A 23,642-nucleotide genomic window follows, 5' to 3' on the forward strand; every position below is an offset into this window, starting at 1 on the left:
TTCTCCCGTGACCAATCTCAACCAGCCTGAAACGCCCAAACCGGCCATCCGCAGCGTGTTGATCGCGCTGATGCTGGCGATTTTTCTCGGCGCTTTGGACCAGACCATCGTCGCCGTGTCGATGCCGGCCATTTCCGCGCAATTCAAGGACGTTAGCCTGCTGGCCTGGGTGATTTCCGGTTACATGGTGGCGATGACCGTGGCGGTGCCAATCTACGGCAAACTCGGCGACCTGTACGGGCGGCGCAAGTTGATGCTGTTCGGCATGGGTTTATTCACGTTGGCATCGTTGTTCTGCGGCATGGCGCAGAGCATGGAGCAATTGGTGCTGGCGCGGATTATCCAGGGCATTGGCGCCGGCGGAATGATCTCGGTGAGCCAGGCGATCATCGGCGACATCGTGCCGCCACGCGAGCGCGGTCGCTATCAGGGTTACTTCAGCAGTATGTATGCGGTGGCCAGCGTCGCCGGGCCGGTGCTTGGCGGCTACATGACCGAATACCTGTCCTGGCGCTGGGTATTCCTGATTAACCTGCCGCTGGGCCTGGGCGCGTGGCTGGTAGCCAATCGCACACTGGTCGGCCTGCCGATTCCGCAACGCAAACCGATCATCGATTACCTCGGCACCTTGCTGATGATCATCGGCCTGACGGCGTTGTTGCTGGGCATTACCCAGGTCGGCCAGGGCCATTCGTGGCGCAGCGCCGAGGTCTTGGGGTTGCTCGCCTGTGCGGTGGTGGTGCTGGGGCTGTTCGTCGTACATGAGCGGCGGGCGCGGGAGCCGTTGTTGCCCATGCACTTGTTCGCCAACCGCAACGCGATCCTGTGCTGGTGCACGATTTTCTTCACCAGTTTCCAGGCGATCTCGTTGATCGTGCTGATGCCGCTGCGCTTTCAGAGTGTCACCGGCGCCGGCGCCGACAGCGCCGCCCTGCACTTGCTGCCACTGGCCATCGGCTTGCCGATTGGTGCTTATTTCGCCGGCCGCCGCACTTCCGTGACCGGCCGCTACAAACCGATGATCCTGACCGGCGCCGCACTGATGCCGATCGCGATTCTCGGCATGGCCTTCAGCCCGCCCCAAGCCTTTTTGCTCAGCAGCCTGTTCATGCTGCTCTGCGGGATATCGTCGGGCATGCAGTTCCCGACTTCGTTGGTGGGCACGCAGAATTCGGTGGAACAACGGGATATCGGCGTCGCCACCAGCACCACCAACCTGTTCCGCTCGCTGGGCGGCGCGGTGGGTGTGGCGTTGATGTCGGCGCTGCTGCTGGCGTTGTTGCAGGATTCCAGCTTCGCGCACCTGGCCGGCTCGACGCTGATTGCCGAAGGGCATTCAGGGAATGTTCTGTTGGACGGTTTGAACGCTGCACCGGGTGATGCGCAGGATGCTTTGCGTGCAGAACTGCTGCTGACATTCCGGCATTTGCTGATGGTCAGTGCGGCGGTGTCGCTGCTGGGGCTTGCAGCGGCGATTGCGATGCCGAACATGTTGTTGCGCGGGCGGGAAGACAAGGTTCGGTAGATAGACCGGGTCGCCTTCAATCGCGAGCAAGCTCGCTCCCACAGTGATCTCTGGTGTACACAAAATCTTCACTCACTGGAGATCCAGTGTGGGAACGAGCTTGCTCGCGATAGCGGTTTAACGGTCAAACAAATTCAAGGGCTGTAATACCCGACAGCCACCAGGAAATGCCCAACCTTCTTCAGGTAGGCATGCTTGTCCTCGACCTTGCCGGTCACCGGGTTCTTCCAGCGATATTCGTACTCGCCATAATCCTGCTTGGCCATCAACGCCAGCATCGGCTCACCCACCGGTTTGCCCTCGGGGTCCTTGATCTTGCTGAAATCGGTGTTGATCAAACGCAGGTTGGTGCCGTGGGCGATATAGCGCTGGGTATCCAGATCGACGACAAACACATACAGGTCATCCTGCAGATAACCACCCTTGAGCGAGTTGATCGCCGTCAGCGTGCCCTTCTCGTCCTTGGCCAGGTCCGTCGCCGCTTTGTTCAGCAAGGCCATGGCCTGTTCCGCCGATGCCCGTGGCAGGTAGTAACCGACGGCGAGAATCCGCTGGCCGACTCGCTGATAGAACACATGCTTGCGCTCGACCTTGCCGTCAGCCCAGTTCTGCCAGCGGTATTCCGCCTGCTGAATGCCGTTGCCCTCCGGCACTTTCAGGGCATCCTTGAAGGCTTTCTGCAATTCCGGGCCGAGGGTTTCCGAAACGTCCCGGCCAATCAATGCCGATGACGGCCCGCCGCTGGCGAGCATTACGCCTTTGGTGTCGAGGACAAAGACATAGCGGTCCTTGTCGACGAACTCGCCCTGACGACTGAAGGCAGCGAAGGCCTTGTCGCCATTGTCGTGGTAGTAGGCCAAGGCTTTTTCCAGCAAGGCGATGGCGGCCTTGCTGTCGTCCTTTTCTGTTCCGGCCGCATGCACCTGGCTCAGGCCCAGCGCAAACATGACGCACAGCACGGCGAACTTATGCAGAAACCCCATTGCGCATCCCTCGTTCTTGTTGATGTTTCAAGAGCGTAGACGGCTTGGGGATATGTACGAATATTCAGGAATCTGTAGCAGCTGCTGTTGCAAGTTCTGGATCTGCGCCTGAAGGGTGTTGATGTTGCGGGTGACCTGGCCGCGGAAAGCGTCGAACTCAGCGGTATTGGCCGAGCCCTGGACAGGCGCCGGGCGATTGTCCTGCTCGCTTTTGAGCACGACGATGTCCTGTTCCAAGCGCTCGATGGCGGCGCTCGGGTTGCCTTGCTTCTTCAAAGCGGTGATGTCGGCGCCGAGGCTTTTCAGCTGAGCGTCGAACTTTTCAGTGTCTGCCGGGGCACTTTTCAGCGCGGCCACATCGCCGATCAAGACTTTGACCTGGGCCTGCAATTGCGTGTTCACCGTTTGGTGCTCAGTGCTCTGGGCAGTGACCTGCGCCAGGCGCTTGTCCAGATCGGTGGTTTGCGCGGTCATCTGCGCCAGACGTTTATCCAGGTCAGAAGTCTGACCAACCACGCCTTGCTGCTGCTTGCCCTGGTCCTGCAGCTTGCTTTCCAGCTGCTTGATTTGCATCTTCAAGGCTTCGCTGTCGCTGGTGACGTTGGTCTGGCTGGCGACAACCTTGCCGGAAATATCCTGCAAGCGCCCCGCCGCTTCCTCACTGATGCGCGCGAAACTTTCCTGGGTCGCCACCAGTTGCTGTTCCATCAGCGAAATCTGCTGAAAGCTCCACCAGGCCAGGCCCGCGAAAGCAAAAAACAGCGCCCCGACCAGCGCCCATAACGGACCGGTGCTCGCCGCCTTGACCTTGGTCACCGGCGGTGTACGCGTATGCACCGCGGTGCGAGTGGTCGGCGGAAAATCATCGTCGTCGAGGATGTCTGCACGCAGGCTCGGTACATCATCGAAGTCGTCGTTGGCATCGTTACGCATGGACATTGAGTCAACCTTTGTGAAACGCGGTAATGGCTGGATGCGGCGAGTATAAACCCGACTGCCGCACCGATTGACCCTCAACCCCGTACCGGGTTCAGTGTGCGCGGATGTCCTGCGCCTTCCACCAACCGCAGAACTCATCGAGGGCCGTCCACAGACTGACTTTCGGATCGTAATCCAGATAATGCCGGGCGCGGCTGATGTCCAGGGTGAAATTTTTGTTCATCACCTGCATGCCCAGCCGCGACAGGGTGGGTTCAGGGCGGCCCGGCCACACCTTGCACACGCCTTCGTTGAGCGCCGCAACGCTGTAGGCCAAACCGTAGGAACGGTAGCGCGTAACCTGTGGGACTTCCATTTTGCGCATGACGTAATTGACCACGTCCCACAACGGCACCGGCGCTCCGTTGCTGATGTTGTACACCTTGCCCAACGCCGAGCCGCTGGCCAGCAAACTGCTGAGCAACGCTTCATTGAGGTTTTGCACACTGGTGAAATCGGCCACGTTGAGACCGTTGCCGATGATGGCCAGGCGTCCCTTGCGCTGCATTTTCAGTAGACGCGGGAAGATGCTCATGTCACCGGCACCGGTGACGAAACGCGGGCGCAGGGCCAGGGTTTCCAGACCGAACTCCTGGGCGCCGAAGACTTTTTGCTCCGCCAGGTATTTGGTCGCGGCGTAGGGATGCTTGAAGCGCTTGGGCACCTGTTCTTCGGTCAAACCCAGGTGATCGCGACCATCGAAGTAGATCGATGGCGACGACAAGTGCACCAGACGCCGCACCCGCTGTTTCAGGCAGGCCTCGACCACATTTTCGGTGACCTGCACGTTGCCTTGATGAAAGTCCTGGTAGCGCCCCCACAAACCGACGGCGCCGGCGCAGTGCACCACGGCCTCAACGTCGGAGCACAGTTCCCGGGCAAGTTCCGGGTCGCTCAAGTCGCCCTGAACGAACTCGGCGCCACGCCGAACCAGATGCTCCACACCTTCGGCCCGGCGACCGTTGACCCGCACGTCCAGGCCCTGCTCCAGGGCGAATCGCGCAAAGCGCCCGCCGATGAAGCCGCTTGCGCCGGTGACCAGAATCTTCATGTTGTGCTCCGAATATTTCAATTTGCGCTTTGCATATTGCGTAGGGCGTGGGGTCTTGACGCAGTCCGTCAGTCCAACGGCACCAGCCATTGCTTCGATGCCCGCACCAATTGATCGGTCAGCAACCCCAACAACTGACCGCCATTGCGCCAATGATGCCAGTACAGCGGCACATCGATCGGCTTATCTGGCAAAAGCTCCAGCAAAACGCCGCGTTCCAGTTGTTCGCGAACCTGCAGTTCCGGCACCAGCCCCCAGCCGAGGCCCGCTTCGGTCAGACGGATAAAGCCTTCAGACGAGGGACATAAATGGTGCTCGAATCCGCCATCGACGCCGAGGGACGCAAGATACCGATGCTGTAGGAAATCATCCGGGCCGAACACCAACGCCGGGGTTCGGGCCAACTGATCGGCGCGCACACCTTCTGGAAAATGCCGCGCAATGAAGGCCGGACTGGCCAAGGCTCTATAACGCATCGCCCCGAGCAAAACACTTCGCGCACCGGCCACCGGCCGCTCGCTGGCACACAGACACCCCGCCACCTCACCCGCACGCATGCGCTTGAGGCCGACCGTCTGGTCTTCCACGATCAAATCCAGCAGCACATGTTGTTGCGCGCAAAACTCCCCCACCGCCTGCGCCCACCAAGTGGCGAGGCTGTCGGCATTCAAGGCGATCCGCAAACGCTCCGGCAGGCCTTCTTCGTCCAGTGCCGGCACCAGGCTTTGCAAATCACGCTCAAGCAAACGGACCTGCTGCACATGGTTGAGCAAACGCCGGCCAATCTCGGTAGGAGACGGCGGCGTTGCCCGTACAAGCACCGGTTGGCCGACGCGGGCTTCGAGCAACTTGATGCGTTGGGAAATCGCCGATTGCGACAAACCCAGTACCTGCGCCGCCCGTTCAAAACCGGCCTGCTCGACCACCGCGGCCAAGGCGGAAAGCAATTTATAGTCGAACATCAGTTTTCCTAATGAGCGATCAGCACTATTGGTTTTTCTTATACAGCGTCCTGCCCGAGAATGACCAGCAAGAACTCTTGAACAGGAAATACCGACATGGCTGGCGAAACTTCATTGGCAACGCTGCTGCGCAGCATGAGCCCGCAACTCAACGCCGGCGAATACGTGTTCTGCACCCTGCGCGACGGGCAATTGCCGTCAGGTCTGGAGATCATCGGCAGCTTCCGCGAGCAGGAAGGTCTGACCGTCATTCTCGAACGTTCCCACGCCGAACAGGCCGGTTTCAGCTTCGACTACGTCGCGGCCTGGATCACCTTGAACGTGCACTCGGCCCTCGAAGCCGTCGGCCTGACCGCCGCGTTCGCCACGGCGCTGGGCAAGGCCGGTATCAGCTGCAACGTGATCGCCGGTTACTACCACGACCATTTATTCGTCGGCCAGGCCGACGCCGAACGCGCCATGCAAGCGCTGCGCGATCTGGCAGCCAACGCGGAGTAAAAAATCATGTGGCAAAGCTATATGAACGGCCTGTTGGTAGCGTTCGGCCTGATCATGGCGATCGGCACTCAAAATGCTTTTGTTCTGGCGCAAAGCCTGCGCCGGGAACATCACTTGCCGGTCGCAGCTCTGTGCGTAGCCTGCGACGCGTTGCTGGTGGCGGCGGGGGTATTCGGGTTGGCGACGGTATTGGCGCAAAACCCGACTCTGCTGGCTATCGCCCGTTGGGGTGGCGCAGCGTTCCTGCTGTGGTACGGCAGTCAGGCATTGCGTCGCGCCTTCTCGAAGCAGAGCCTGCAACAAGGCGAAAACCAGACTGTGCGCTCGCTGCGGGCGGTGATGCTCAGTGCGCTGGCAGTGACGCTGCTCAACCCGCACGTTTATCTGGACACCGTCTTGCTGATCGGCTCCCTCGGTGCGCAACAGACCGAGCCCGGCGCCTATGTCGTGGGCGCGGCGAGTGCTTCATTGCTGTGGTTTTTCACCCTGGCGTTGGGCGCTGCATGGTTGGCGCCATGGCTGGCGCGGCCGAGTACCTGGCGCATTCTTGATCTGTTGGTGGCCGTGATGATGTTTGCGGTAGCGTTCCAGTTAATCAGCGCCGGCTGATTTATTCCAAAAGGCTCTGGAACCTCTATTCCACACAGTTGTTGCGTGGTTATGCCGCACCCCCGGTGCTATGATCCGACCCTGCGCCGCAAAGAGTATAAAACTCCCCGGCGCTTGTCTGGCCGCCCGTGATCGGCCTTGCGCTCACCGCACCTGACCTGATTAGGAGATCCACCATGGCTTTCGAATTGCCGCCACTGCCTTACGCACACGATGCTCTGCAGCCGCACATTTCCAAGGAAACTCTGGAATTTCACCACGACAAGCACCACAACACCTACGTCGTGAACCTGAACAACCTGGTGCCAGGCACCGAGTTCGAAGGCAAGACCCTGGAAGAAATCGTCAAGACTTCCTCGGGCGGCATCTTCAACAACGCCGCTCAGGTCTGGAACCACACTTTCTACTGGAACTGCCTGGCTCCAAACGCCGGCGGTCAACCAACCGGCGCGCTGGCTGAAGCCATCAACGCAGCCTTCGGTTCGTTCGACAAGTTCAAGGAAGAGTTCAGCAAGACTTCCATCGGCACCTTCGGTTCCGGTTGGGGCTGGCTGGTTAAAAAGGCTGACGGTTCCCTGGCCCTGGCCAGCACCATCGGCGCCGGCAACCCGCTGACCAACGGCGACACCCCGCTGCTGACCTGTGACGTCTGGGAACACGCTTACTACATCGACTACCGCAACCTGCGTCCGAAGTACGTTGAAGCGTTCTGGAACCTGGTCAACTGGAAATTCGTCGCTGAGCAGTTCGAAGGCAAAACCTTCACCGCTTAAGCTCGATGCCAGTCAAAAAACCCGGCTTATGCCGGGTTTTTTTATGGGGGATGATTTTCAGGATATGCGGTGTCCGGGAGGCCGCCATCGCGGGCAAGCCTTGCTCCTACAGACAAATCACATACATCCGCAAAACCACGCCAATTTCCCACGATGAAACCAGCCTTCCCCCCCTTGCCCCCGCGCCACAGCCGTCTAACATCAATCAAAAGGAAAATATCTCCACATCCCCCCTCAAGTTGAAGGACTCGACAACCGACACAGTACTAATCGGACCAATACGCAAAAACTGCATATCGGCCAAGCTGCAGGCAAAATCCCGCATGGATGATTGACCCTTTGACTGCCATCACGGGATTGCCAATACTCATGGCAACTTGATGCTACCCGCACGGAACAAGGAATAGCCCTTTGAAGCTGGAACTCAAGAACAGCTTGTCGGTGAAGTTGCTCCGGGTCGTGCTCCTGTCGGCATTGATCGTCGGCGTGGTCTTGAGCTGCGCGCAGATCGTTTTCGATGCCTATAAAACACGCCAGGCCGTCGCCGGTGATGCCGAACGCATCCTCGACATGTTCCGCGACCCTTCGACCCAGGCCGTCTACAGCCTGGACCGGGAAATGGGCATGCAGGTGATCGAAGGCCTGTTTCAGGACGACGCCGTGCGCCAGGCTTCCATCGGCCACCCCAACGAAGCCATGCTCGCGCAAAAATCCCGCGAGCTGCAGCAGTCCAGCAGTCGCTGGCTGACCGACCTGATCCTTGGCAAGGAACGCACCTTCACCACCCAATTGGTCGGTCGCGGGCCTTACAGCGAGTATTACGGTGACTTGAGCATCACACTCGACACCGCAACTTACGGCCAGGGCTTTATCGTCAGTTCGGTGATCATTTTCATTTCCGGGGTGTTGCGTGCCTTGGCGATGGGGTTGGTGCTGTATCTGGTCTATCACTGGCTGCTGACCAAACCACTGTCGCGAATCATCGAGCACCTGACCGAAATCAATCCGGACCGACCCAGCGAACACAAGATTCCGCAGCTCAAGGGCCACGAGAAAAACGAACTGGGGATCTGGATCAACACCGCCAACCAGTTGCTGGAGTCCATCGAGCGCAACACTCATTTGCGCCACGAAGCGGAAAACAGCCTGTTGCGCATGGCCCAGTACGATTTCCTCACCGGTTTGCCGAACCGCCAGCAGTTGCAAACGCAACTGGACAAGATCCTCGTAGACGCTGGAAAGCTGCAACGACGGGTCGCGGTATTGTGCGTAGGCCTCGACGACTTCAAAGGCATCAACGAACAATTCAGCTACCAGACCGGCGACCAGTTGCTGCTGGCCCTGGCCGATCGCCTGCGGGCACACAGCGGACGCCTCGGCGCCCTCGCCCGCCTCGGCGGCGACCAGTTCGCCCTGGTGCAGGCCGATATCGAACAACCTTACGAAGCCGCCGAACTGGCGCAAAGCATTCTCGATGACCTGGAAGCGGCGTTTGCCCTCGATCATCAGGAAATTCGCCTGCGCGCCACCATCGGCATCACCCTGTTCCCCGAGGATGGCGACAGTACCGAGAAGCTGCTGCAAAAAGCCGAGCAGACCATGACCCTGGCCAAGACTCGCTCGCGCAACCGTTATCAGTTCTACATCGCCAGCGTCGACACCGAGATGCGACGCCGTCGCGAGCTGGAAAAAGACCTGCGCGACGCCCTGGCCCGCGAGCAGTTCTATCTGGTCTACCAACCGCAGATCAGCTATCGCGACCACCGGGTGGTTGGCGTGGAAGCATTGATTCGCTGGCAACACCCGGAACACGGGCTGGTTCCGCCGGACCTGTTCATCCCGCTGGCCGAGCAGAACGGCACCATCATTGCCATTGGCGAGTGGGTGCTGGATCAGGCTTGCAAGCAACTGCGCGACTGGCATGACCAGGGTTTCAGCGACCTGCGCATGGCGGTCAACCTGTCCACTGTGCAGTTGCACCACGCCGAGTTGCCAAGGGTGGTCAACAACCTGCTGCAAATGTATCGCCTGCCACCGCGCAGCCTGGAACTGGAAGTCACCGAGACCGGCCTGATGGAAGACATCAGCACCGCCGCCCAGCATTTGCTCAGCCTGCGGCGCTCCGGCGCCCTGATCGCGATCGACGACTTCGGTACGGGCTACTCATCCCTGAGCTATCTGAAAAGCCTGCCGCTGGACAAGATCAAGATCGACAAGAGCTTCGTACAAGACCTGCTCGATGACGACGACGACGCGACGATCGTTCGAGCCATCATCCAGTTGGGCAAGAGCCTGGGCATGCAGGTGATCGCCGAAGGCGTGGAAACCGCCGAGCAGGAGGCCTACATCATTTCCGAAGGCTGCCACGAAGGTCAGGGTTATCACTACAGCAAACCGCTGCCGGCCCGGGAATTGGGTGCCTATCTGAAGCAAGCCCAGCGCAGTAACGCGGCTATTTTGTAGAAAGATCGCAGCCTCGTTTCACTCGACAGCTCCTACAGGGTCCGTGCGTCTCTGTAGGAGCTGTGTAGGAGCTGTCGAGTGAAACGAGGCTGCGATCTTCTAATCCAACAACCGTCTTTCGTGAATAAGAAATATTTCCAAGCACACCCTTTACACATAATGCGAAAGATTTGCATTATGTGGCAGTTTTGCGCGCTGGACGCGTTATACCACCCCCTCTCGAAGCAGGATGTTCGCCATGATTCGTATGCCTCTGGCTACCGCCAGTCTGTTGGCCATCGCTATTTCCCTCGCCGGCTGCGGTGAAGGCAAAGACAAAGAAAAAGCTGCCGCTCCTGCGCCGGCTGCCAGCACCGCTGCTGCCCCGGCTGCTCCAGCCGTCGCACCTGCCGCTGCCGGTAAAGTCGACGAAGCTGCCGCCAAAGCCGTTGTCGCGCATTACGCCGACATCGTTTTCGCTGTTTACAGCGATGCCGAATCCACCGCGAAAACCCTGCAAACCGCCATCGACGCCTTCCTCGCCAAGCCGAACGCCGACACCCTGAAAGCCGCCAAGGCTGCCTGGATCGCTGCTCGCGTTCCTTACCTGCAGAGTGAAGTATTCCGCTTCGGCAACACCATCATCGATGATTGGGAAGGTCAGGTGAACGCCTGGCCACTGGACGAAGGCCTGATCGACTACGTCGACAAATCCTACGAGCACGCACTGGGTAACCCGGGCGCCACCGCCAACATCATCGCCAACACTGAAATCCAGGTCGGCGAAGACAAGGTCGACGTGAAGGACATCACCCCGGAAAAACTCGCCAGCCTGAACGAGCTGGGCGGTTCCGAGGCCAACGTCGCCACTGGCTACCACGCCATCGAATTCCTGCTCTGGGGCCAGGATCTGAACGGCACCGGCCCTGGCGCCGGCAACCGTCCGGCTTCGGACTACCTGGAAGGCAAAGGCGCCACCGGCGGTCACAACGATCGTCGTCGCGCTTACCTGAAATCCGTGACCCAGCTGCTGGTCAGCGACCTGGAAGAAATGGTCGGTAACTGGAAGCCGAACGTGGCCGACAACTACCGCGCCACCCTGGAAGCGGAACCTGCTGAAAGCGGCCTGCGCAAAATGCTGTTCGGCATGGGCAGCCTGTCCCTGGGCGAACTGGCGGGCGAGCGCATGAAGGTTTCCCTGGAAGCCAACTCCCCGGAAGACGAACACGACTGCTTCAGCGACAACACCCACAACTCGCAGTTCTACGATGCCAAAGGCGTTCGTAACGTGTACCTGGGCGAATACACCCGCGTCGACGGCACCAAAATGACCGGCGCCAGCCTGTCGTCCCTGGTGGCCAAGGTTGACCCGGCTGCCGATACCGCACTGAAAGCCGACCTGGCGGCTACCGAAGCCAAGATGCAGGTCATCGTCGATCACGCCAACAAGGGTGAGCACTACGACCAGCTGATCGCTGCCGGCAACACCGCTGGCAACCAGATCGTCCGTGACGCTATCGCTTCGCTGGTCAAGCAGACCGGTTCGATCGAAGCCGCCGCTGGCAAACTGGGCATCGCTGACCTGAACCCGGACAACGCTGATCACGAGTTCTGATCAACGCTGGCTGACTAATAAGGCGACCTTCGGGTCGCCTTTTTTATAACTGCCACAATACATCCGCCCTGTAGGAGCTGAGCTTGCTCGCGATAGCGGTAGCACATTCAACATCGATGCTGCCTGACCCGCCGCCATCGCGAGCAAGCTCGGCTCCTACAAATAAAGCAAACGATAATTCCTCTTATTCAAAACCCCCTGCCCTGTTAGACTTTGCGCCTTTATTTTGCTCGTCTTGCAGGATGTCTGATGCCCTCGCTGCCTCTTCGCTTGTCCGCACTGTTTCTGGCCCTGGGCCTGAGTGCCTGCGATGACGCCCCGCGTTTTACCAAGGCAGAACCCGGAGAAGCCCGCTCCGGGGGAAGTACAACCGTGCGCAAGACTGATCAGAACGCGTTTTCGTTGCCCTCGGCCAACCTGCCACCCTCGCGGCGTGTGGACTTCAGCGTCGGCAACAGCTTCTTCCGCAATCCCTGGGTGATCGCCCCGTCGACCACCACCGCCCGTGACGGCCTCGGCCCATTGCTCAACACCAACGCGTGCCAGGGTTGCCACATCAAGGACGGCCGCGGCCATCCGCCCGAGCCCAATGACTCGAATGCGGTATCGATGCTGGTGCGCCTGTCGATTCCCGATGATCCGCTCTATGCGAAGATCATCGAGCAGCAGGGTGTCGTGCCGGAGCCTGTGTACGGCGGGCAGTTCCAGGACATGGCCGTGCCCGGTGTTGTCCCGGAAGGCAAAGTGCGGGTCGAATACACGCCGGTAAAGATGCACTTCAAGGACGGCACCGAAGTCGAACTGCGCAAACCGAGTTTGAACATGACCCAATTGGGCTACGGCCCGATGCATCCCGACACGCGTTTCTCTGCACGGGTAGCACCTCCGATGATCGGCCTGGGTTTGCTGGAAGCCATTCCGGAAGAGGCGATCCTGGCCAACGCCGAAGCGCAGGCAAAAGACAACAACGGCATCGTCGGACGCCCGAACCGGGTCTGGGACGATGCTCAGCAAAAGACTGTTGTGGGACGATTTGGCTGGAAGGCCGGGCAACCGAACCTCAACCAACAAAACGTTCACGCGTTTTCGGGTGACATGGGCCTCACCACCAGGCTGAGACCCTTTGATGACTGCACCGACGCACAAACCGCCTGCAAACAGGCACCGAGTGGCAACGGCCCCGATGGCGAGCCGGAAGTCAGCGACAACATTTTGCGTCTGGTGCTGTTCTACACCCGCAACCTCGCCGTACCGGCGCGTCGCGATGCCGGCACGCCCGAAGTTCTGGCCGGCAAAAATCTGTTTTATCAGGCCGGTTGCCAGTCCTGTCACACACCGAAGTACACCACCGCCGCCAACGCCGCCGAACCTGAGCTGGCCAATCAAGAGATTCGCCCGTACAGCGATCTGCTACTGCATGACATGGGCGATGGACTGGCCGACAACCGCACTGAATTCAAGGCCGGTGGCCGCGACTGGCGCACTCCGCCGTTGTGGGGCATCGGTTTGACCGAAGCGGTCAGTGGCCACACCCAGTTCCTGCACGACGGCCGTGCCCGCAATCTGCTCGAAGCCGTGCTCTGGCATGGCGGCGAAGCGCAAGCGGCGCAGCAACAGGTTTTGACTTTCAATGCCGAGCAGCGCGCTGCGTTGCTGGCGTTTCTGAATTCCCTTTAATACGCATTCCACTCGCGGGAGCCCGACATGTTCCGTCCCAAATTGTTGTTCACCAGCCTTGCCGCGCTAGCCTTGGGCGCCTGTTCGCCACAGGACCCACAAGCGGTCACTTCGGCAGCGATCGCCAAATCGGTGATCCTGCCAACCTACACCCGCTGGGTTGAAGCCGACCGCCAACTGGCCGTCAGCGCCCTCGCCTATTGCGAAGGCAAGGAGACCCTGGACACCGCCCGTGCCGACTTCCTGCACGCGCAGAAAGCCTGGGCCGAGCTGCAACCGTTGCTGATCGGGCCGCTGGCCGAGGGCAACCGAGCGTGGCAAGTGCAATTCTGGCCGGACAAGAAAAACCTCGTCGGCCGCCAGGTCGAACAACTGGTCACCGCGCAGCCGCAGATCGACGCTGCCGCGCTGGCCAAGTCCAGCGTTGTGGTCCAGGGTCTGTCGGCCTACGAATACATCCTGTTCGACAGCAAGCCTGACGTGGCCAACGCCGAGCAAAAGGCCAAGTACTGCCCGCTGCTGGTCGCCATTGGTGAACGTCAGAAGCAACTGGCCGAAGAGATTCTGAAAAGCTGGAACAACACCGACGGGATGCTCGCGCAAATGAGCAAATTCCCGAACCAGCGTTACGCCGACTCCCACGAAGCGATCGCCGACCTGCTGCGCGTGCAAGTCACCGCCCTCGACAGCCTGAAGAAAAAACTCGGCACACCGATGGGCCGCCAGACCAAGGGCGTCCCGCAACCGTTCCAGGCCGACGCATGGCGCAGCCAGTCGTCCCTGGCCGGGATGGAAGCGAGTCTCGCCGCGGCCAAAACCGTGTGGGAAGGTGTCGACAACAAAGGCATTCGCGGCCTGTTGCCGAGCGAGCAAAAGCCGTTGGCCGACAAGATCGACGCAGCCTATGCCGCCTCGTTGAAACTGTTCGCCAGCAACCAGCGCTCGCTGACCGAAATGCTCAATGACGACGCCGGTCGCCAGCAACTGAACGATATCTACGACAGCCTCAACGTCGTCCACCGCCTGCACGAAGGCGAACTGGCCAAGGCGCTGGGCATCCAACTGGGCTTCAACGCCAACGACGGTGACTGATGAGGGCGAGTGCCATGCTGCGACGTCAGGCTCTGACTTTAGGGAGTTTGCTGCTGGGAGCAGTGACACTGGGCGGCTGGAAGCTGTTCAGGCAGAAGGACGCCAGCCCGCTGCTGCTTTCGGCGCGGGACGATACTGATGGCAAGCATTACGCCGTCGGATATCGGCTGGACGGCACCCGGGTGTTTGCCACCCAGGTCGGCCAGCGCTGCCACGACATCATCAATCACCCGTCGCTGCCGATCGCGCTGTTTGTCGCCCGGCGCCCCGGCACCGAGAGCTACCTGATCGACCTGCGTGACGGCACGCTGCTGCAAACCGTGACGTCGCAGCCGAACCGGCACTTCTACGGTCACGCGGTGATTCATCACAGCGGCGACTGGCTGTACGCCACCGAAAACGACACCCGCGATCCGGGTCGCGGTCTGCTCGGTGTGTACAAGTTCGAAGGTGAGCGACTGGTGCACAGCGGCGAGATTTCCACCCACGGCATCGGCCCGCATCAAGTGTCGTGGATGCCCGATGGCGAAACCCTGGTGGTGGCCAACGGCGGCATCCGCACCGAAGCCGAAAGCCGGGTCGAGATGAACCTCGACGCAATGGAGCCAAGCCTGGTCCTGATGCAGCGCGATGGCACTTTGTTGAGCAAGGAAACGCTACCCCAGCAAATGAACAGCGTGCGTCATCTGGGCATTGCCAGCGACGGCACCATCGTCGCCGGCCAGCAATTCATGGGCGCTTCGCACGAAAAATCGGAACTGCTGGCGATCAAGCGTCCCGGCCAGCCGTTCGTGGCGTTCCCGGTGCCCGAGCATCAATTGCAGGCCATGGGGCACTACACCGCGAGCGTCGCTGTACACAGTGATTTGCGGCTGGTGGCCTTGACCGCGCCACGGGGCAACCGCTTTTTCATCTGGGACCTGGACAGCGGCGAAGTGCGCCTGGATGCGCCGCTTCCCGATTGCGCTGGCGTTGGCGCGGTGGCCGACGGGTTTGTCGTGACCTCGGGCCAGGGTCGCTGCCGCTACTACGATTGCCGCCAGACAGATCTGGTTGCAAAACCGCTGGAGCTGCCGGCAGGGCTCTGGGACAACCATCTTCACCTCATCTGAAAACACCCCGCTCTTTGTAGGAGCCGAGCTTGCTCGCGATGACGGCCGCACATGCAGCATCATGCTGACTGACACACCGCTATCGCGAGCAAGCTCGGCTCCTACAAGGGCAGAGCGTGCCTGTAAAAACTGGCAGTTGGATTACCCTTCCCAGTCGCGGTAATGTGCCCCACTGTCTCACCTGATTTTCTCCAAGGAACTGGAAATATGCTGCGTCGCCGCATGCTGATCATGTTGGGTGTTGTTCTGTTGATCGTGCTGGTCCTGGCCGGTTACAAAGCCTTCTCCATCTACACGATGATTCAAGGCTTCTCCGCGCCGAAACCTCCGATCAGCGTCGCTGTGGCCACGGCGACCGAACGGCCATGGCAAGCCCGCCTGCCCACGGTCGGCACGCTCAAGGCATTGCAAGGGGTGGACCTGAGCCTTGAAACCGACGGGACTGTCATCGATGTACAGTTCGAGTCAGGGCAGAAGGTCAAGGCTGGCCAGCCGATCGTGCGGCTGGACAGCGCCGTGGAAAGCGCCCTGCTGGAAACCGCACAGGCCGACCTCGGCCTGGCGCAGGTGGATTACTCCCGCGGCAGCCAACTGGTCGGCAGCCAGGCCATTTCCAAAGGTGAATTCGACCGACTCTCGGCAGTCCTGAAAAAGAGCAAGGCCACGGTCAATCAGCTCAGGGCTGCACTCGGCAAAAAAAGCATTCTCGCTCCGTTCAGCGGCACTATCGGCATTCGTCAGGTAGATGTCGGCGACTACGTCGCCACCGGCACCATGATCGCCACCCTGCAGGACCTCAGCAGCCTCTACGTCGACTTTTTCGTGCCCGAGCAATCGGTGCCGAAGATCGCTGTCGGCCAACCGGTGCAGCTCATTGTCGCGGCTTATCCGACCGAGGAATTCCCCGGCACCATCAGCGCCATCAACCCGAAAGTCGAAAACAGCACCCGCAACGTGCAGGTCCGCGCGACCCTGGCCAACCCTGACGGCAAGCTGCTGCCGGGGATGTTCGCCAGCCTGCAGGTCATGTTGCCCGACCCGCAGCCGCGCATCGTCGTACCGGAAAGCGCGATCACGTACACGCTTTACGGCAATTCGGTCTATGTCGCCACCCAGAAAAAAGCCGAAGACGGCAGTGTGGAAAAGGACGACAAAGGCCAGCCGGTCCTTATCGCTGAACGGCGCTTTGTCGAAACCGGCGAGCGCCGCGACGGGATGGTGATGGTCACCAAAGGCGTGCAGAACGGTGAAACGGTTGTCACGGCCGGCCAGATCAAACTGGACAACGGTGCGCATATCGCCATCAGCGACGACAAGACCCTGGCCGAAAAGAACAGTCAGCCTCGCGCTGACTGATCAAGGAACCTCCAATGGCTTTTACTGACCCGTTCATCCGCCGCCCGGTGCTCGCCACCGTGGTCAGCCTGCTGATCGTGCTGCTGGGCTTTCAAGCCTGGAGCAAGTTGCCGCTGCGCCAATACCCGCAAATGGAAAACGCCCTGATCACGGTGACCACCGCGTACCCCGGGGCCAACGCCGAAACCATTCAGGGCTACATCACCCAGCCGATGCAGCAAAGCCTGGCCAGCGCCGAGGGCATCGACTACATGACCTCGGTCAGTCGGCAGAATTTCTCGGTGATATCGATCTACGCGCGCATCGGCGCCAACAGCGATCGGCTGTTCACCGAACTGTTGGCCAAGGCCAACGAGGTCAAGAACCAGTTGCCTCAGGACGCCGAAGACCCGGTCCTGAGCAAGGAAGCCGCCGACGCCTCGGCGCTGATGTACATCAGTTTCTTCAGTAAGGAACTGAGCAACCCACAGATCACCGACTACCTGTCGCGGGTGATCCAGCCAAAACTGGCGACCTTGCCGGGCATGGCCGAAGCCGAGATTCTCGGCAACCAGGTGTTCGCCATGCGCCTGTGGCTGGACCCGGTGAAACTCGCCGGTTTCGGCCTGAGCGCCAGCGACGTGACCAACGCGGTGCGCCAGTACAACTTCCTCTCCGCCGCCGGCGAGGTGAAGGGCGAGTACGTGGTCACCAGCATCAACGCCAGCACCGAACTCAAGTCCGCCGAGGCCTTCGCCGCGATCCCGCTGAAGGTCGACGGCGACAGTCGTGTGTTGCTTCGCGATGTGGCACGGGTTGAGATGGGCGCGGAGAACTACGACACCATCAGCTCCTTCGGCGGTACGCCCTCGGTGTACATCGGTATCAAGGCCACGCCCGGCGCCAACCCGCTCGACGTGATCAAGGAAGTGCGCAAGATCATGCCGGACCTTGAGGCCCAGCTGCCGCCGAACCTCAAGGGTGAAATCGCCTACGACGCCACGCTGTTCATCCAGGCTTCCATCGATGAAGTGGTGAAAACCCTGTTCGAAGCGGTGCTGATCGTGATCGTGGTGGTGTTCCTGTTCCTCGGTGCACTGCGCTCGGTGGTGATCCCGGTGGTCACCATCCCGCTGTCGATGATCGGCGTGATGTTCTTCATGCAGATGATGGGTTACTCGATCAACCTGCTGACCCTGCTGGCGATGGTGTTGGCCATCGGTCTGGTGGTGGATGACGCGATTGTGGTGGTGGAAAACATCCACCGCCACATCGAGGAAGGCAAGACACCGATGGACGCCGCCATCGAGGGCGCCCGGGAAATCGCCATGCCGGTGGTTTCGATGACCATCACCCTGGCGGCCGTGTATGCGCCGATCGGCTTCCTCACGGGGCTTACCGGGGCGCTGTTCAAGGAATTCGCCCTGACCCTTGCCGGTGCCGTGGTGATTTCCGGCATCGTAGCCCTGACGCTGTCGCCGATGATGTGCGCCTTTTTGCTGCGTCACGACGAAAACCCCAGCGGTTTGGCCCATCGCCTGGATATGATTTTCGAAGGCCTCAAACGCCGATATCAACGCATGCTGCACGGCACGCTCAATACCCGGCCGGTGGTGCTGGTATTTGCGGTGATTGTGTTGTGCCTGATTCCGGTGTTGCTCAAATTCACCAAGTCGGAACTGGCGCCGGACGAAGACCAGGGCATCATCTTCATGATGGCCAACGCCCCGCAACCAACCAACCTCGACTACCTGAACACCTACACCGACGAGTTCATCTCGATCTTCAAGGCGTTTCCCGAGTACTACTCCTCGTTCCAGATCAACGGTTTCAATGGCGTGCAATCGGGGATTGGCGGTTTCCTGCTCAAACCGTGGAACGAGCGCAGCCGGACGCAGATGCAGATCCTGCCCGATGTTCAGGCCAAGCTTGAAAGTATCCCGGGGCTGCAGATTTTTGGCTTCAACCTGCCTTCATTACCCGGCACCGGTGAGGGGCTGCCCTTCCAGTTCGTCATCAATACCGCCAACGATTACGAGTTGCTGCTGCAAGTGATGGACCGGGTGAAGAAACGCGCGATGGAATCCGGTCAGTTCGCTTTCGTCGACGTTGACCTGGCTTTCGACAAGCCAGAGGTGGTGGTGGACATCGATCGCGCCAAGGCCGCGCAGATGGGCGTTTCGATGCAGGACCTCGGCGGAACACTGGCGACCCTGCTGGGTGAGGCGGAGATCAACCGTTTCACCATCGAAGGTCGCAGTTACAAGGTCATTGCCCAGGTTGAACGCCCCTTCCGGGATAACCCGGACTGGCTGAACAATTATTACGTGAAGAACACCCAGGGTGAGCTCCTGGCCCTGTCGACGTTGATTACGGTGACCGACCGGGCGCGGCCACGGCAACTGAACCAGTTTCAACAACTCAACTCGGCGATCCTTTCAGGTGTGCCGCTGGTCAGCATGGGCGAGGCCATCGATACCGTGCGCCAGATCGCCCGGGAAGAGGCGCCCGCGGGTTTTGCAATCGACTATGCCGGTGCATCACGACAATACGTTCAGGAAGGCAGTGCGTTGTGGGTCACCTTTGCCCTGGCATTGGCGATCATCTTCCTGGTACTGGCCGCCCAGTTCGAAAGCTTCCGCGATCCGTTGGTGATTCTGGTGACGGTGCCATTGTCGATCTGTGGTGCATTGATACCGCTGTTCCTCGGCTGGTCGAGCATGAACATCTACACCCAGGTCGGATTGGTGACGCTGATCGGGTTGATCAGCAAGCACGGCATCCTGATCGTCGAATTCGCCAACCAGTTGCGCAAGGACAAGGGCCTGACAGCGCGCGAGGCCGTAGAAGAAGCGGCGGCCATTCGTCTGCGGCCCGTGTTGATGACGACCGCCGCGATGGTATTCGGCATGGTGCCGTTGATCATCGCCACGGGTGCCGGGGCGGTCAGTCGGTTTGATATCGGTACGGTGATTGCGACGGGCATGTCGATCGGCACGTTGTTCACTTTGTTTGTGTTGCCGTGCGTGTACACCTTGCTGGCCAAGCCTGATAAACCCACATAAACCTGTAGGAGCGAGCCTGCTCGCGATAAGAGCGCCGCGGTGTTTCAGGAGCACCGCGTTATCGTTCATCGCGGGCAAGCCTTGCTCCTACAACGACAATAAAAAGGCCTCGCATCAGCGAGGCCTTTTATTTGGGCTTCATTCTGTTCAACTTTGCGGCCTCATTCCTTGAGACAGACCGAACATGAACAGCAACAAATCATGGTCGGGCTGGGTAGCCACGGTTGTTTTGGCAACCCGTGGCAATGGACAATAATCGCCGTTCGCTGAACTGAGAACTTGCGTGCGTGGCTGCTCCCAGGCAGCCACCGCGAGTGAAGCAACTGCCAAGGCTCCTACCAGAAACAAACCTCGCGCAACTTCGAGTTTCATTGCTATAAACCTTTGATAGCGCTGCCAAACGCCGTCTTATAAAGGTAGACGAGTTTTTCCCAATCCGTAGGGCTGAACGACGAGTGGCGACGCAGTTGCTTCATATCATGGGCGGCCGCCTGATGGGCGGTCAGACGCTGCCGGCACTTCTCCAGATCGATCAACGCGACCTCAACCGTGGCGGCTTCACCTTCACCGGTTACACGCACGAACACGTGCTTGATGTACAGGCAACTGTGCTGCCAACGGCCCTTGTGCATGCGCGCCAGGTTGTCCGCCAACTCCTTCAGGACTCGATCATGCACCGCCTCACCGTGACGCTCGCGGCCGCCACCGGCGTACCAGTGTTCGATTTCTTCGAAGCCGTCCAGTGATTTGGTGACCAGCAACGCGCGCCATTTGTGCACCGGATCCCGCTGTGCCCCGCAAAAAACGATTTCCGGAACGCGCACGCCCAGCGCACTCACACCGGTGAGCGCATCGCGTTCGCGCAGCACCGTCGGCCGACCGAAGGGGTGCAGCAAGCTGCGGTGGATATGGCCGGTTTGTCGCTTCGCGTAGAGCAACTGACCATCGCTACCCACGACGCGCTGCACGCCACTTTCTCCTCCGCGACGGACGTTGGGCTCTTCTACCCATTCACCGCGCTGATTCCAGAAATAGTCGAAGCGGTCCTGGGAAACGACGTTCGATCCTGCTGCACACTGCACTGCCATCCTGTTACCTCTTGCGTAATACGTAAACTCGCCACATGGCATAGAGCGGCAAAAAGTCCAGACGTTCCTGAATTCTGAAACCCGCTTGTTCAAATTCCTTTTCTACCGTAACAGCCGGTAACACAAAACGATTTTGGTAACCTTCCTGCCCACGGGTTCTCTCTGCGCGCTTGCGTTTCCACGCCTTGAAATTACCGTCGACCCACAGCGAAAGGACAACGCTGTCGCGGGTGACGCGTTCGAATTCGCGCAGAATGGCCAGTCGATGCTCGGCTTCACCGATGTGATGGAGCAAACGCATGCAGAAAATGCTGTCGACGGCGTTATCAGGCAAGGCGATGTCGAATGCAGAAGTGTGCAAGGGTTGTACCCGTTTGACCACTTCGGCGGGTTGTGCCTGCGTAGCAATCTTGATCATGGACTCGGAGTTGTCGGCGCCAATGATCACCCGGTTGGGTTTTTCTGCCAGCAACGGCCAGAATCGTCCTGCGCCGCAGGGCAAATCGAGGACCAGACCCGGCTCACCGATCAGCGTCAGCGCTTTGCGCGCAAGCTGCTCATCGCGCCAATGGGACAGTCGACGGCCAAGGCCATCCTGGTGTTTACGCAGGTAGCGTTGCGCGTGTTGATCGTCGTATTTTTCGGAAAAATCCAGCTTGATTGGACCGGCCATCACCAAGGTCTCCTTGCACTTCTGATGGCATCCACCTTAGGCAGCGCAATGTCAGTGCCAAGTCATCCAATTGTGAAAAATTTGTCATGTAAAACCCTGAAGTGTTTCCAGGCTTTACAAGACAACATAGACCAAACCGGGAAAATTCAACTAAGACGCCTGCAACTGCACCTCAAAACGACAGCCATGGGGCTCCATGTTTGTCAGGCTGACGCTCCAGCCCTGGTTTTCACAGATCCGTTGCACCAACGACAATCCCAGTCCCAGGCCTTCGCCACGTTTTTCATTGCCGCGCACGAACGGCTCGAACATCGCCTCGCGTTTCTCTTCGGGAATGCCCACGCCGCTGTCCTCGACCAGGAACCCCGTGGCGGTCAAGGTTAGTCGGATGAACCCGCGTTCGGTGTAGTGCAGTGCGTTACGCAGCAGGTTTCCCATCACTGCATTGAGGAAAGTGGCGTTATAGCGAATGTTCTGTGGTTGGCCCGGATCAAAAACCAGGGTCAGGCCTTTGGTCTCGATCGGCGCGCGCCACTGACCGATCAAGCCGTCAGCCACGCCGCTGAGCGTTTGCTGCGGTGACATTCCGGCATCTTCACGCTGAGCGCGGGCGAGCATCAGGAAAGTTTGAACCAGCTCGCGCATTTCTTCGCTGGCACGGGCGATTCGCTCGACCTGTGCACGACCACGTTGATCGATGCCGGGGTTTTCCAGCAGCAATTCGCAGGAACTGGCCAACACCATCAACGGCGTGCGCAGTTCGTGGCTGACATCGCTGGTGAACAATCGCTCCCGGGTCAATGCCTGGCGCAGGCGTCCGAGGGTGGCATCGAAGGCCACGGCCAGTTCACCCACTTCATCGGCGGCATAGTCCGGCGCCAGAGGCGGCGCCAAGCCCAGCAACTGATCGCGATGACGAACCTGCCGGGCCAACCGTACAACCGGCGCCATCACCTTGCGCGCGAGGACCCAACCGAGGAAAACTGCCAACGCCAGGCTGAGCACGAAGCCGACGAGGACGACGGCAAACAGCACACGTTCACGCTCTTCGAAATCGCTCTGGTCCTGCAGCAACACATAGCGCCGACCATCGACGATCTCGACCATCGCGTGGTACGACAGCTGCTCGCGGAAGACTTCGTGAAACCCCGAATCCAGATGGCGCAAATCCTTGGGCAGCTCGAAATCACCCGGTCCGCCGCTGAAATAGAACAACTGGTCCGGTTCCGGGCGATGGCTCCAGTCGGAGACGTTGTCCATCAGCAACAGCCGTTGCAAGTCGCCGCCCAAGCCTGCCGAGATCAGTTTTTCTTCCACCAGGTGCACAGTCGCGACGATGCCCATGGCAAAGGCGCCCGCCACCAGTGCGCTCATCAGCGCAAAGGCAATGATGATCCGTTGAGCAAGGCTCTGCTTAAACTCCATCACGCCCCTCGGCCAAGCGATAACCCACACCGTGCACGGTTTGCAGCAACGGTTTGGCGAACGGTTTGTCGATCACCTGACGCAACTGGTGGACGTGGCTGCGCAGGCTGTCGCTGTCCGGGCAGTCGTCGCCCCACAACGCTTCTTCGAGAATTTCCCGGCGCAATACGTGAGGGCTTTTCTGCATCAGCACCGCCAACAGCTTCAATCCCACCGGGTTGAGTTTGAGCAATCGGCCTTCGCGGGTGACTTCGAGCGTGTCTAAATCGTAGTTCAGGTCGCCGACTTGCAAGGTGCGACGTCCGCCGCCTTGGGCACGGCGCATGACGGCCTCGATGCGCGCCGCCAACTCAGACAGGGCAAATGGTTTGATCAGGTAATCGTCGGCACCGGACTTGAAGCCCTGCAAGCGGTCGTCCAGTTGATCGCGGGCGGTGAGCATGATGACCGGGGTGTCGCGACGGGCATCTTCGCGCAGACGTTTACACAGTGTGTAGCCGTCAATGCCGGGCAGCATGATGTCGAGCACGATCAGGTCGTAATGCTCGGTGGCCGCCAGATGCAGGCCCGACAAACCGTCCTGTGCGCAATCCACGGTATAGCCTTTGAGCCCCAGGTAATCGGCCAGATTGGCGAGGATATCGCGGTTGTCTTCAACCAATAAAATTCGCATGGGCATCTTCTCCGTACGCAGTAACGGCCGTCTTGGCCCGCGCAGCTTAAGGCCAAGTGTGGCTCA

The 23,642-nt window shown here is 59.8% G+C and carries 20 protein-coding genes; 11 read left to right on the top strand and 9 right to left on the bottom strand.

Annotation, left to right across the window (positions count from 1 at the left end; genetic code table 11):
- Positions 1-7 precede the first annotated feature (7 nt).
- Positions 8-1,525 (top strand): MDR family MFS transporter, encoded by a 1,518-nt coding sequence (locus ACM110_RS01460; protein ID WP_416126258.1) that lies wholly within the window; start codon positions 8-10, stop codon positions 1,523-1,525.
- Between the two features lie 134 nt (positions 1,526-1,659).
- Here ACM110_RS01460 and ACM110_RS01465 read toward each other — a convergent pair whose 3' ends face one another.
- The 4 genes from ACM110_RS01465 to ACM110_RS01480 form a co-directional block, all read right to left on the bottom strand.
- Positions 1,660-2,508 (bottom strand): cache domain-containing protein, encoded by an 849-nt coding sequence (locus ACM110_RS01465; RefSeq protein ID WP_416126259.1) that lies wholly within the window; start codon positions 2,506-2,508, stop codon positions 1,660-1,662.
- 27 nt (positions 2,509-2,535) lie between these two features.
- A complete protein-coding gene (locus ACM110_RS01470; RefSeq protein ID WP_416126260.1) occupies positions 2,536-3,447 on the bottom strand; it encodes an ATPase in 912 nt (303 codons plus the stop codon).
- Positions 3,448-3,538: 91 nt separating this feature from the next.
- Complete coding sequence (locus tag ACM110_RS01475) at positions 3,539-4,537, bottom strand: NAD-dependent epimerase/dehydratase family protein (RefSeq protein WP_416126261.1); 999 nt, start codon at positions 4,535-4,537, stop codon at positions 3,539-3,541.
- A gap of 68 nt (positions 4,538-4,605) precedes the next feature.
- Complete coding sequence (locus ACM110_RS01480; protein WP_416126262.1) at positions 4,606-5,499, bottom strand: LysR family transcriptional regulator ArgP; 894 nt, start codon at positions 5,497-5,499, stop codon at positions 4,606-4,608.
- A 96-nt stretch (positions 5,500-5,595) separates the two neighbouring features.
- On the opposite strand from ACM110_RS01480, the gene ACM110_RS01485 reads away from it, so the two are divergent.
- The 10 genes from ACM110_RS01485 to ACM110_RS01530 all read left to right on the top strand — a co-directional run bounded on the left by ACM110_RS01485 (position 5,596) and on the right by ACM110_RS01530 (position 19,717).
- Positions 5,596-5,997 carry an ACT domain-containing protein gene (locus ACM110_RS01485; protein WP_416126263.1) on the top strand — a complete coding sequence of 134 codons (402 nt, stop codon included), beginning with the start codon at positions 5,596-5,598 and terminating at the stop codon, positions 5,995-5,997.
- 6 nt (positions 5,998-6,003) lie between these two features.
- On the top strand, positions 6,004-6,606 hold the full coding sequence (locus ACM110_RS01490) for a LysE/ArgO family amino acid transporter (RefSeq protein ID WP_338582724.1): 603 nt from the start codon (positions 6,004-6,006) through the stop codon (positions 6,604-6,606).
- 176 nt (positions 6,607-6,782) lie between these two features.
- Entirely contained in the window at positions 6,783-7,379 is a 597-nt protein-coding gene (locus ACM110_RS01495) for a superoxide dismutase (protein ID WP_008022038.1), read from the top strand.
- A 411-nt stretch (positions 7,380-7,790) separates the two neighbouring features.
- The gene (locus ACM110_RS01500) at positions 7,791-9,842 is read left to right on the top strand and encodes a putative bifunctional diguanylate cyclase/phosphodiesterase (RefSeq protein ID WP_416126264.1); all 2,052 of its coding nucleotides are present in this window, start codon (positions 7,791-7,793) and stop codon (positions 9,840-9,842) included.
- A gap of 238 nt (positions 9,843-10,080) precedes the next feature.
- Positions 10,081-11,436 carry an imelysin family protein gene (locus ACM110_RS01505; protein WP_416126265.1) on the top strand — a complete coding sequence of 452 codons (1,356 nt, stop codon included), beginning with the start codon at positions 10,081-10,083 and terminating at the stop codon, positions 11,434-11,436.
- 249 nt (positions 11,437-11,685) lie between these two features.
- Complete coding sequence (locus ACM110_RS01510) at positions 11,686-13,113, top strand: di-heme oxidoredictase family protein (RefSeq protein WP_416126266.1); 1,428 nt, start codon at positions 11,686-11,688, stop codon at positions 13,111-13,113.
- A 27-nt stretch (positions 13,114-13,140) separates the two neighbouring features.
- Positions 13,141-14,205: an imelysin family protein gene (locus ACM110_RS01515; RefSeq protein WP_338582733.1), complete on the top strand. Its 1,065-nt coding sequence runs from the start codon at positions 13,141-13,143 to the stop codon at positions 14,203-14,205.
- A 14-nt stretch (positions 14,206-14,219) separates the two neighbouring features.
- The gene (locus ACM110_RS01520) at positions 14,220-15,317 is read left to right on the top strand and encodes a DUF1513 domain-containing protein (RefSeq protein ID WP_416126267.1); all 1,098 of its coding nucleotides are present in this window, start codon (positions 14,220-14,222) and stop codon (positions 15,315-15,317) included.
- 207 nt (positions 15,318-15,524) lie between these two features.
- The gene (locus tag ACM110_RS01525; protein WP_416126268.1) at positions 15,525-16,673 is read left to right on the top strand and encodes an efflux RND transporter periplasmic adaptor subunit; all 1,149 of its coding nucleotides are present in this window, start codon (positions 15,525-15,527) and stop codon (positions 16,671-16,673) included.
- 14 nt (positions 16,674-16,687) lie between these two features.
- A complete protein-coding gene (locus ACM110_RS01530) occupies positions 16,688-19,717 on the top strand; it encodes a multidrug efflux RND transporter permease subunit (RefSeq protein WP_416126269.1) in 3,030 nt (1,009 codons plus the stop codon).
- A gap of 147 nt (positions 19,718-19,864) precedes the next feature.
- Here the strand turns inward: ACM110_RS01530 and ACM110_RS01535 are convergent, their stop codons facing one another.
- The 5 genes from ACM110_RS01535 to colR all read right to left on the bottom strand — a co-directional run bounded on the left by ACM110_RS01535 (position 19,865) and on the right by colR (position 23,576).
- On the bottom strand, positions 19,865-20,089 hold the full coding sequence (locus ACM110_RS01535) for a hypothetical protein (protein ID WP_416126270.1): 225 nt from the start codon (positions 20,087-20,089) through the stop codon (positions 19,865-19,867).
- A 2-nt stretch (positions 20,090-20,091) separates the two neighbouring features.
- On the bottom strand, positions 20,092-20,805 hold the full coding sequence (locus tag ACM110_RS01540; protein ID WP_416126271.1) for a lipopolysaccharide kinase InaA family protein: 714 nt from the start codon (positions 20,803-20,805) through the stop codon (positions 20,092-20,094).
- Positions 20,806-20,809: 4 nt separating this feature from the next.
- The gene (locus ACM110_RS01545; RefSeq protein ID WP_416126272.1) at positions 20,810-21,478 is read right to left on the bottom strand and encodes a class I SAM-dependent methyltransferase; all 669 of its coding nucleotides are present in this window, start codon (positions 21,476-21,478) and stop codon (positions 20,810-20,812) included.
- Between the two features lie 150 nt (positions 21,479-21,628).
- Entirely contained in the window at positions 21,629-22,903 is a 1,275-nt protein-coding gene (locus tag ACM110_RS01550) for a sensor histidine kinase (protein WP_416126273.1), read from the bottom strand.
- Positions 22,893-23,576: a two-component system response regulator ColR gene (gene colR / locus ACM110_RS01555; RefSeq protein WP_128872610.1), complete on the bottom strand. Its 684-nt coding sequence runs from the start codon at positions 23,574-23,576 to the stop codon at positions 22,893-22,895. Before colR ends, ACM110_RS01550 begins: the two co-directional genes overlap by 11 nt.
- Positions 23,577-23,642: the final 66 nt, after the last annotated feature.

The sequence above is a fragment of the Pseudomonas sp. NFX98 genome (assembly GCF_047784845.1).
Lineage (GTDB): Bacteria > Pseudomonadota > Gammaproteobacteria > Pseudomonadales > Pseudomonadaceae > Aquipseudomonas.

Bases quoted from the DNA above. Each gene is read 5' to 3' on its own strand.
- ACM110_RS01495 (WP_008022038.1), top strand. From the start codon at position 6,783: ATGGCTTTCGAATTGCCGCCACTGCCTTACGCACACGATGCTCTGCAG.
- ACM110_RS01475 (WP_416126261.1), bottom strand. From the start codon at position 4,537: ATGAAGATTCTGGTCACCGGCGCAAGCGGCTTCATCGGCGGGCGCTTT.
- ACM110_RS01490 (WP_338582724.1), top strand. From the start codon at position 6,004: ATGTGGCAAAGCTATATGAACGGCCTGTTGGTAGCGTTCGGCCTGATC.
- ACM110_RS01525 (WP_416126268.1), top strand. From the start codon at position 15,525: ATGCTGCGTCGCCGCATGCTGATCATGTTGGGTGTTGTTCTGTTGATC.
- ACM110_RS01530 (WP_416126269.1), top strand. From the start codon at position 16,688: ATGGCTTTTACTGACCCGTTCATCCGCCGCCCGGTGCTCGCCACCGTG.
- ACM110_RS01510 (WP_416126266.1), top strand. From the start codon at position 11,686: ATGCCCTCGCTGCCTCTTCGCTTGTCCGCACTGTTTCTGGCCCTGGGC.
- ACM110_RS01550 (WP_416126273.1), bottom strand. From the start codon at position 22,903: ATGGAGTTTAAGCAGAGCCTTGCTCAACGGATCATCATTGCCTTTGCG.
- ACM110_RS01535 (WP_416126270.1), bottom strand. From the start codon at position 20,089: ATGAAACTCGAAGTTGCGCGAGGTTTGTTTCTGGTAGGAGCCTTGGCA.
- ACM110_RS01545 (WP_416126272.1), bottom strand. From the start codon at position 21,478: ATGGCCGGTCCAATCAAGCTGGATTTTTCCGAAAAATACGACGATCAA.
- ACM110_RS01515 (WP_338582733.1), top strand. From the start codon at position 13,141: ATGTTCCGTCCCAAATTGTTGTTCACCAGCCTTGCCGCGCTAGCCTTG.
- ACM110_RS01485 (WP_416126263.1), top strand. From the start codon at position 5,596: ATGGCTGGCGAAACTTCATTGGCAACGCTGCTGCGCAGCATGAGCCCG.
- ACM110_RS01470 (WP_416126260.1), bottom strand. From the start codon at position 3,447: ATGTCCATGCGTAACGATGCCAACGACGACTTCGATGATGTACCGAGC.
- ACM110_RS01480 (WP_416126262.1), bottom strand. From the start codon at position 5,499: ATGTTCGACTATAAATTGCTTTCCGCCTTGGCCGCGGTGGTCGAGCAG.
- colR (WP_128872610.1), bottom strand. From the start codon at position 23,576: ATGCGAATTTTATTGGTTGAAGACAACCGCGATATCCTCGCCAATCTG.
- ACM110_RS01505 (WP_416126265.1), top strand. From the start codon at position 10,081: ATGATTCGTATGCCTCTGGCTACCGCCAGTCTGTTGGCCATCGCTATT.
- ACM110_RS01465 (WP_416126259.1), bottom strand. From the start codon at position 2,508: ATGGGGTTTCTGCATAAGTTCGCCGTGCTGTGCGTCATGTTTGCGCTG.
- ACM110_RS01520 (WP_416126267.1), top strand. From the start codon at position 14,220: ATGCTGCGACGTCAGGCTCTGACTTTAGGGAGTTTGCTGCTGGGAGCA.
- ACM110_RS01540 (WP_416126271.1), bottom strand. From the start codon at position 20,805: ATGGCAGTGCAGTGTGCAGCAGGATCGAACGTCGTTTCCCAGGACCGC.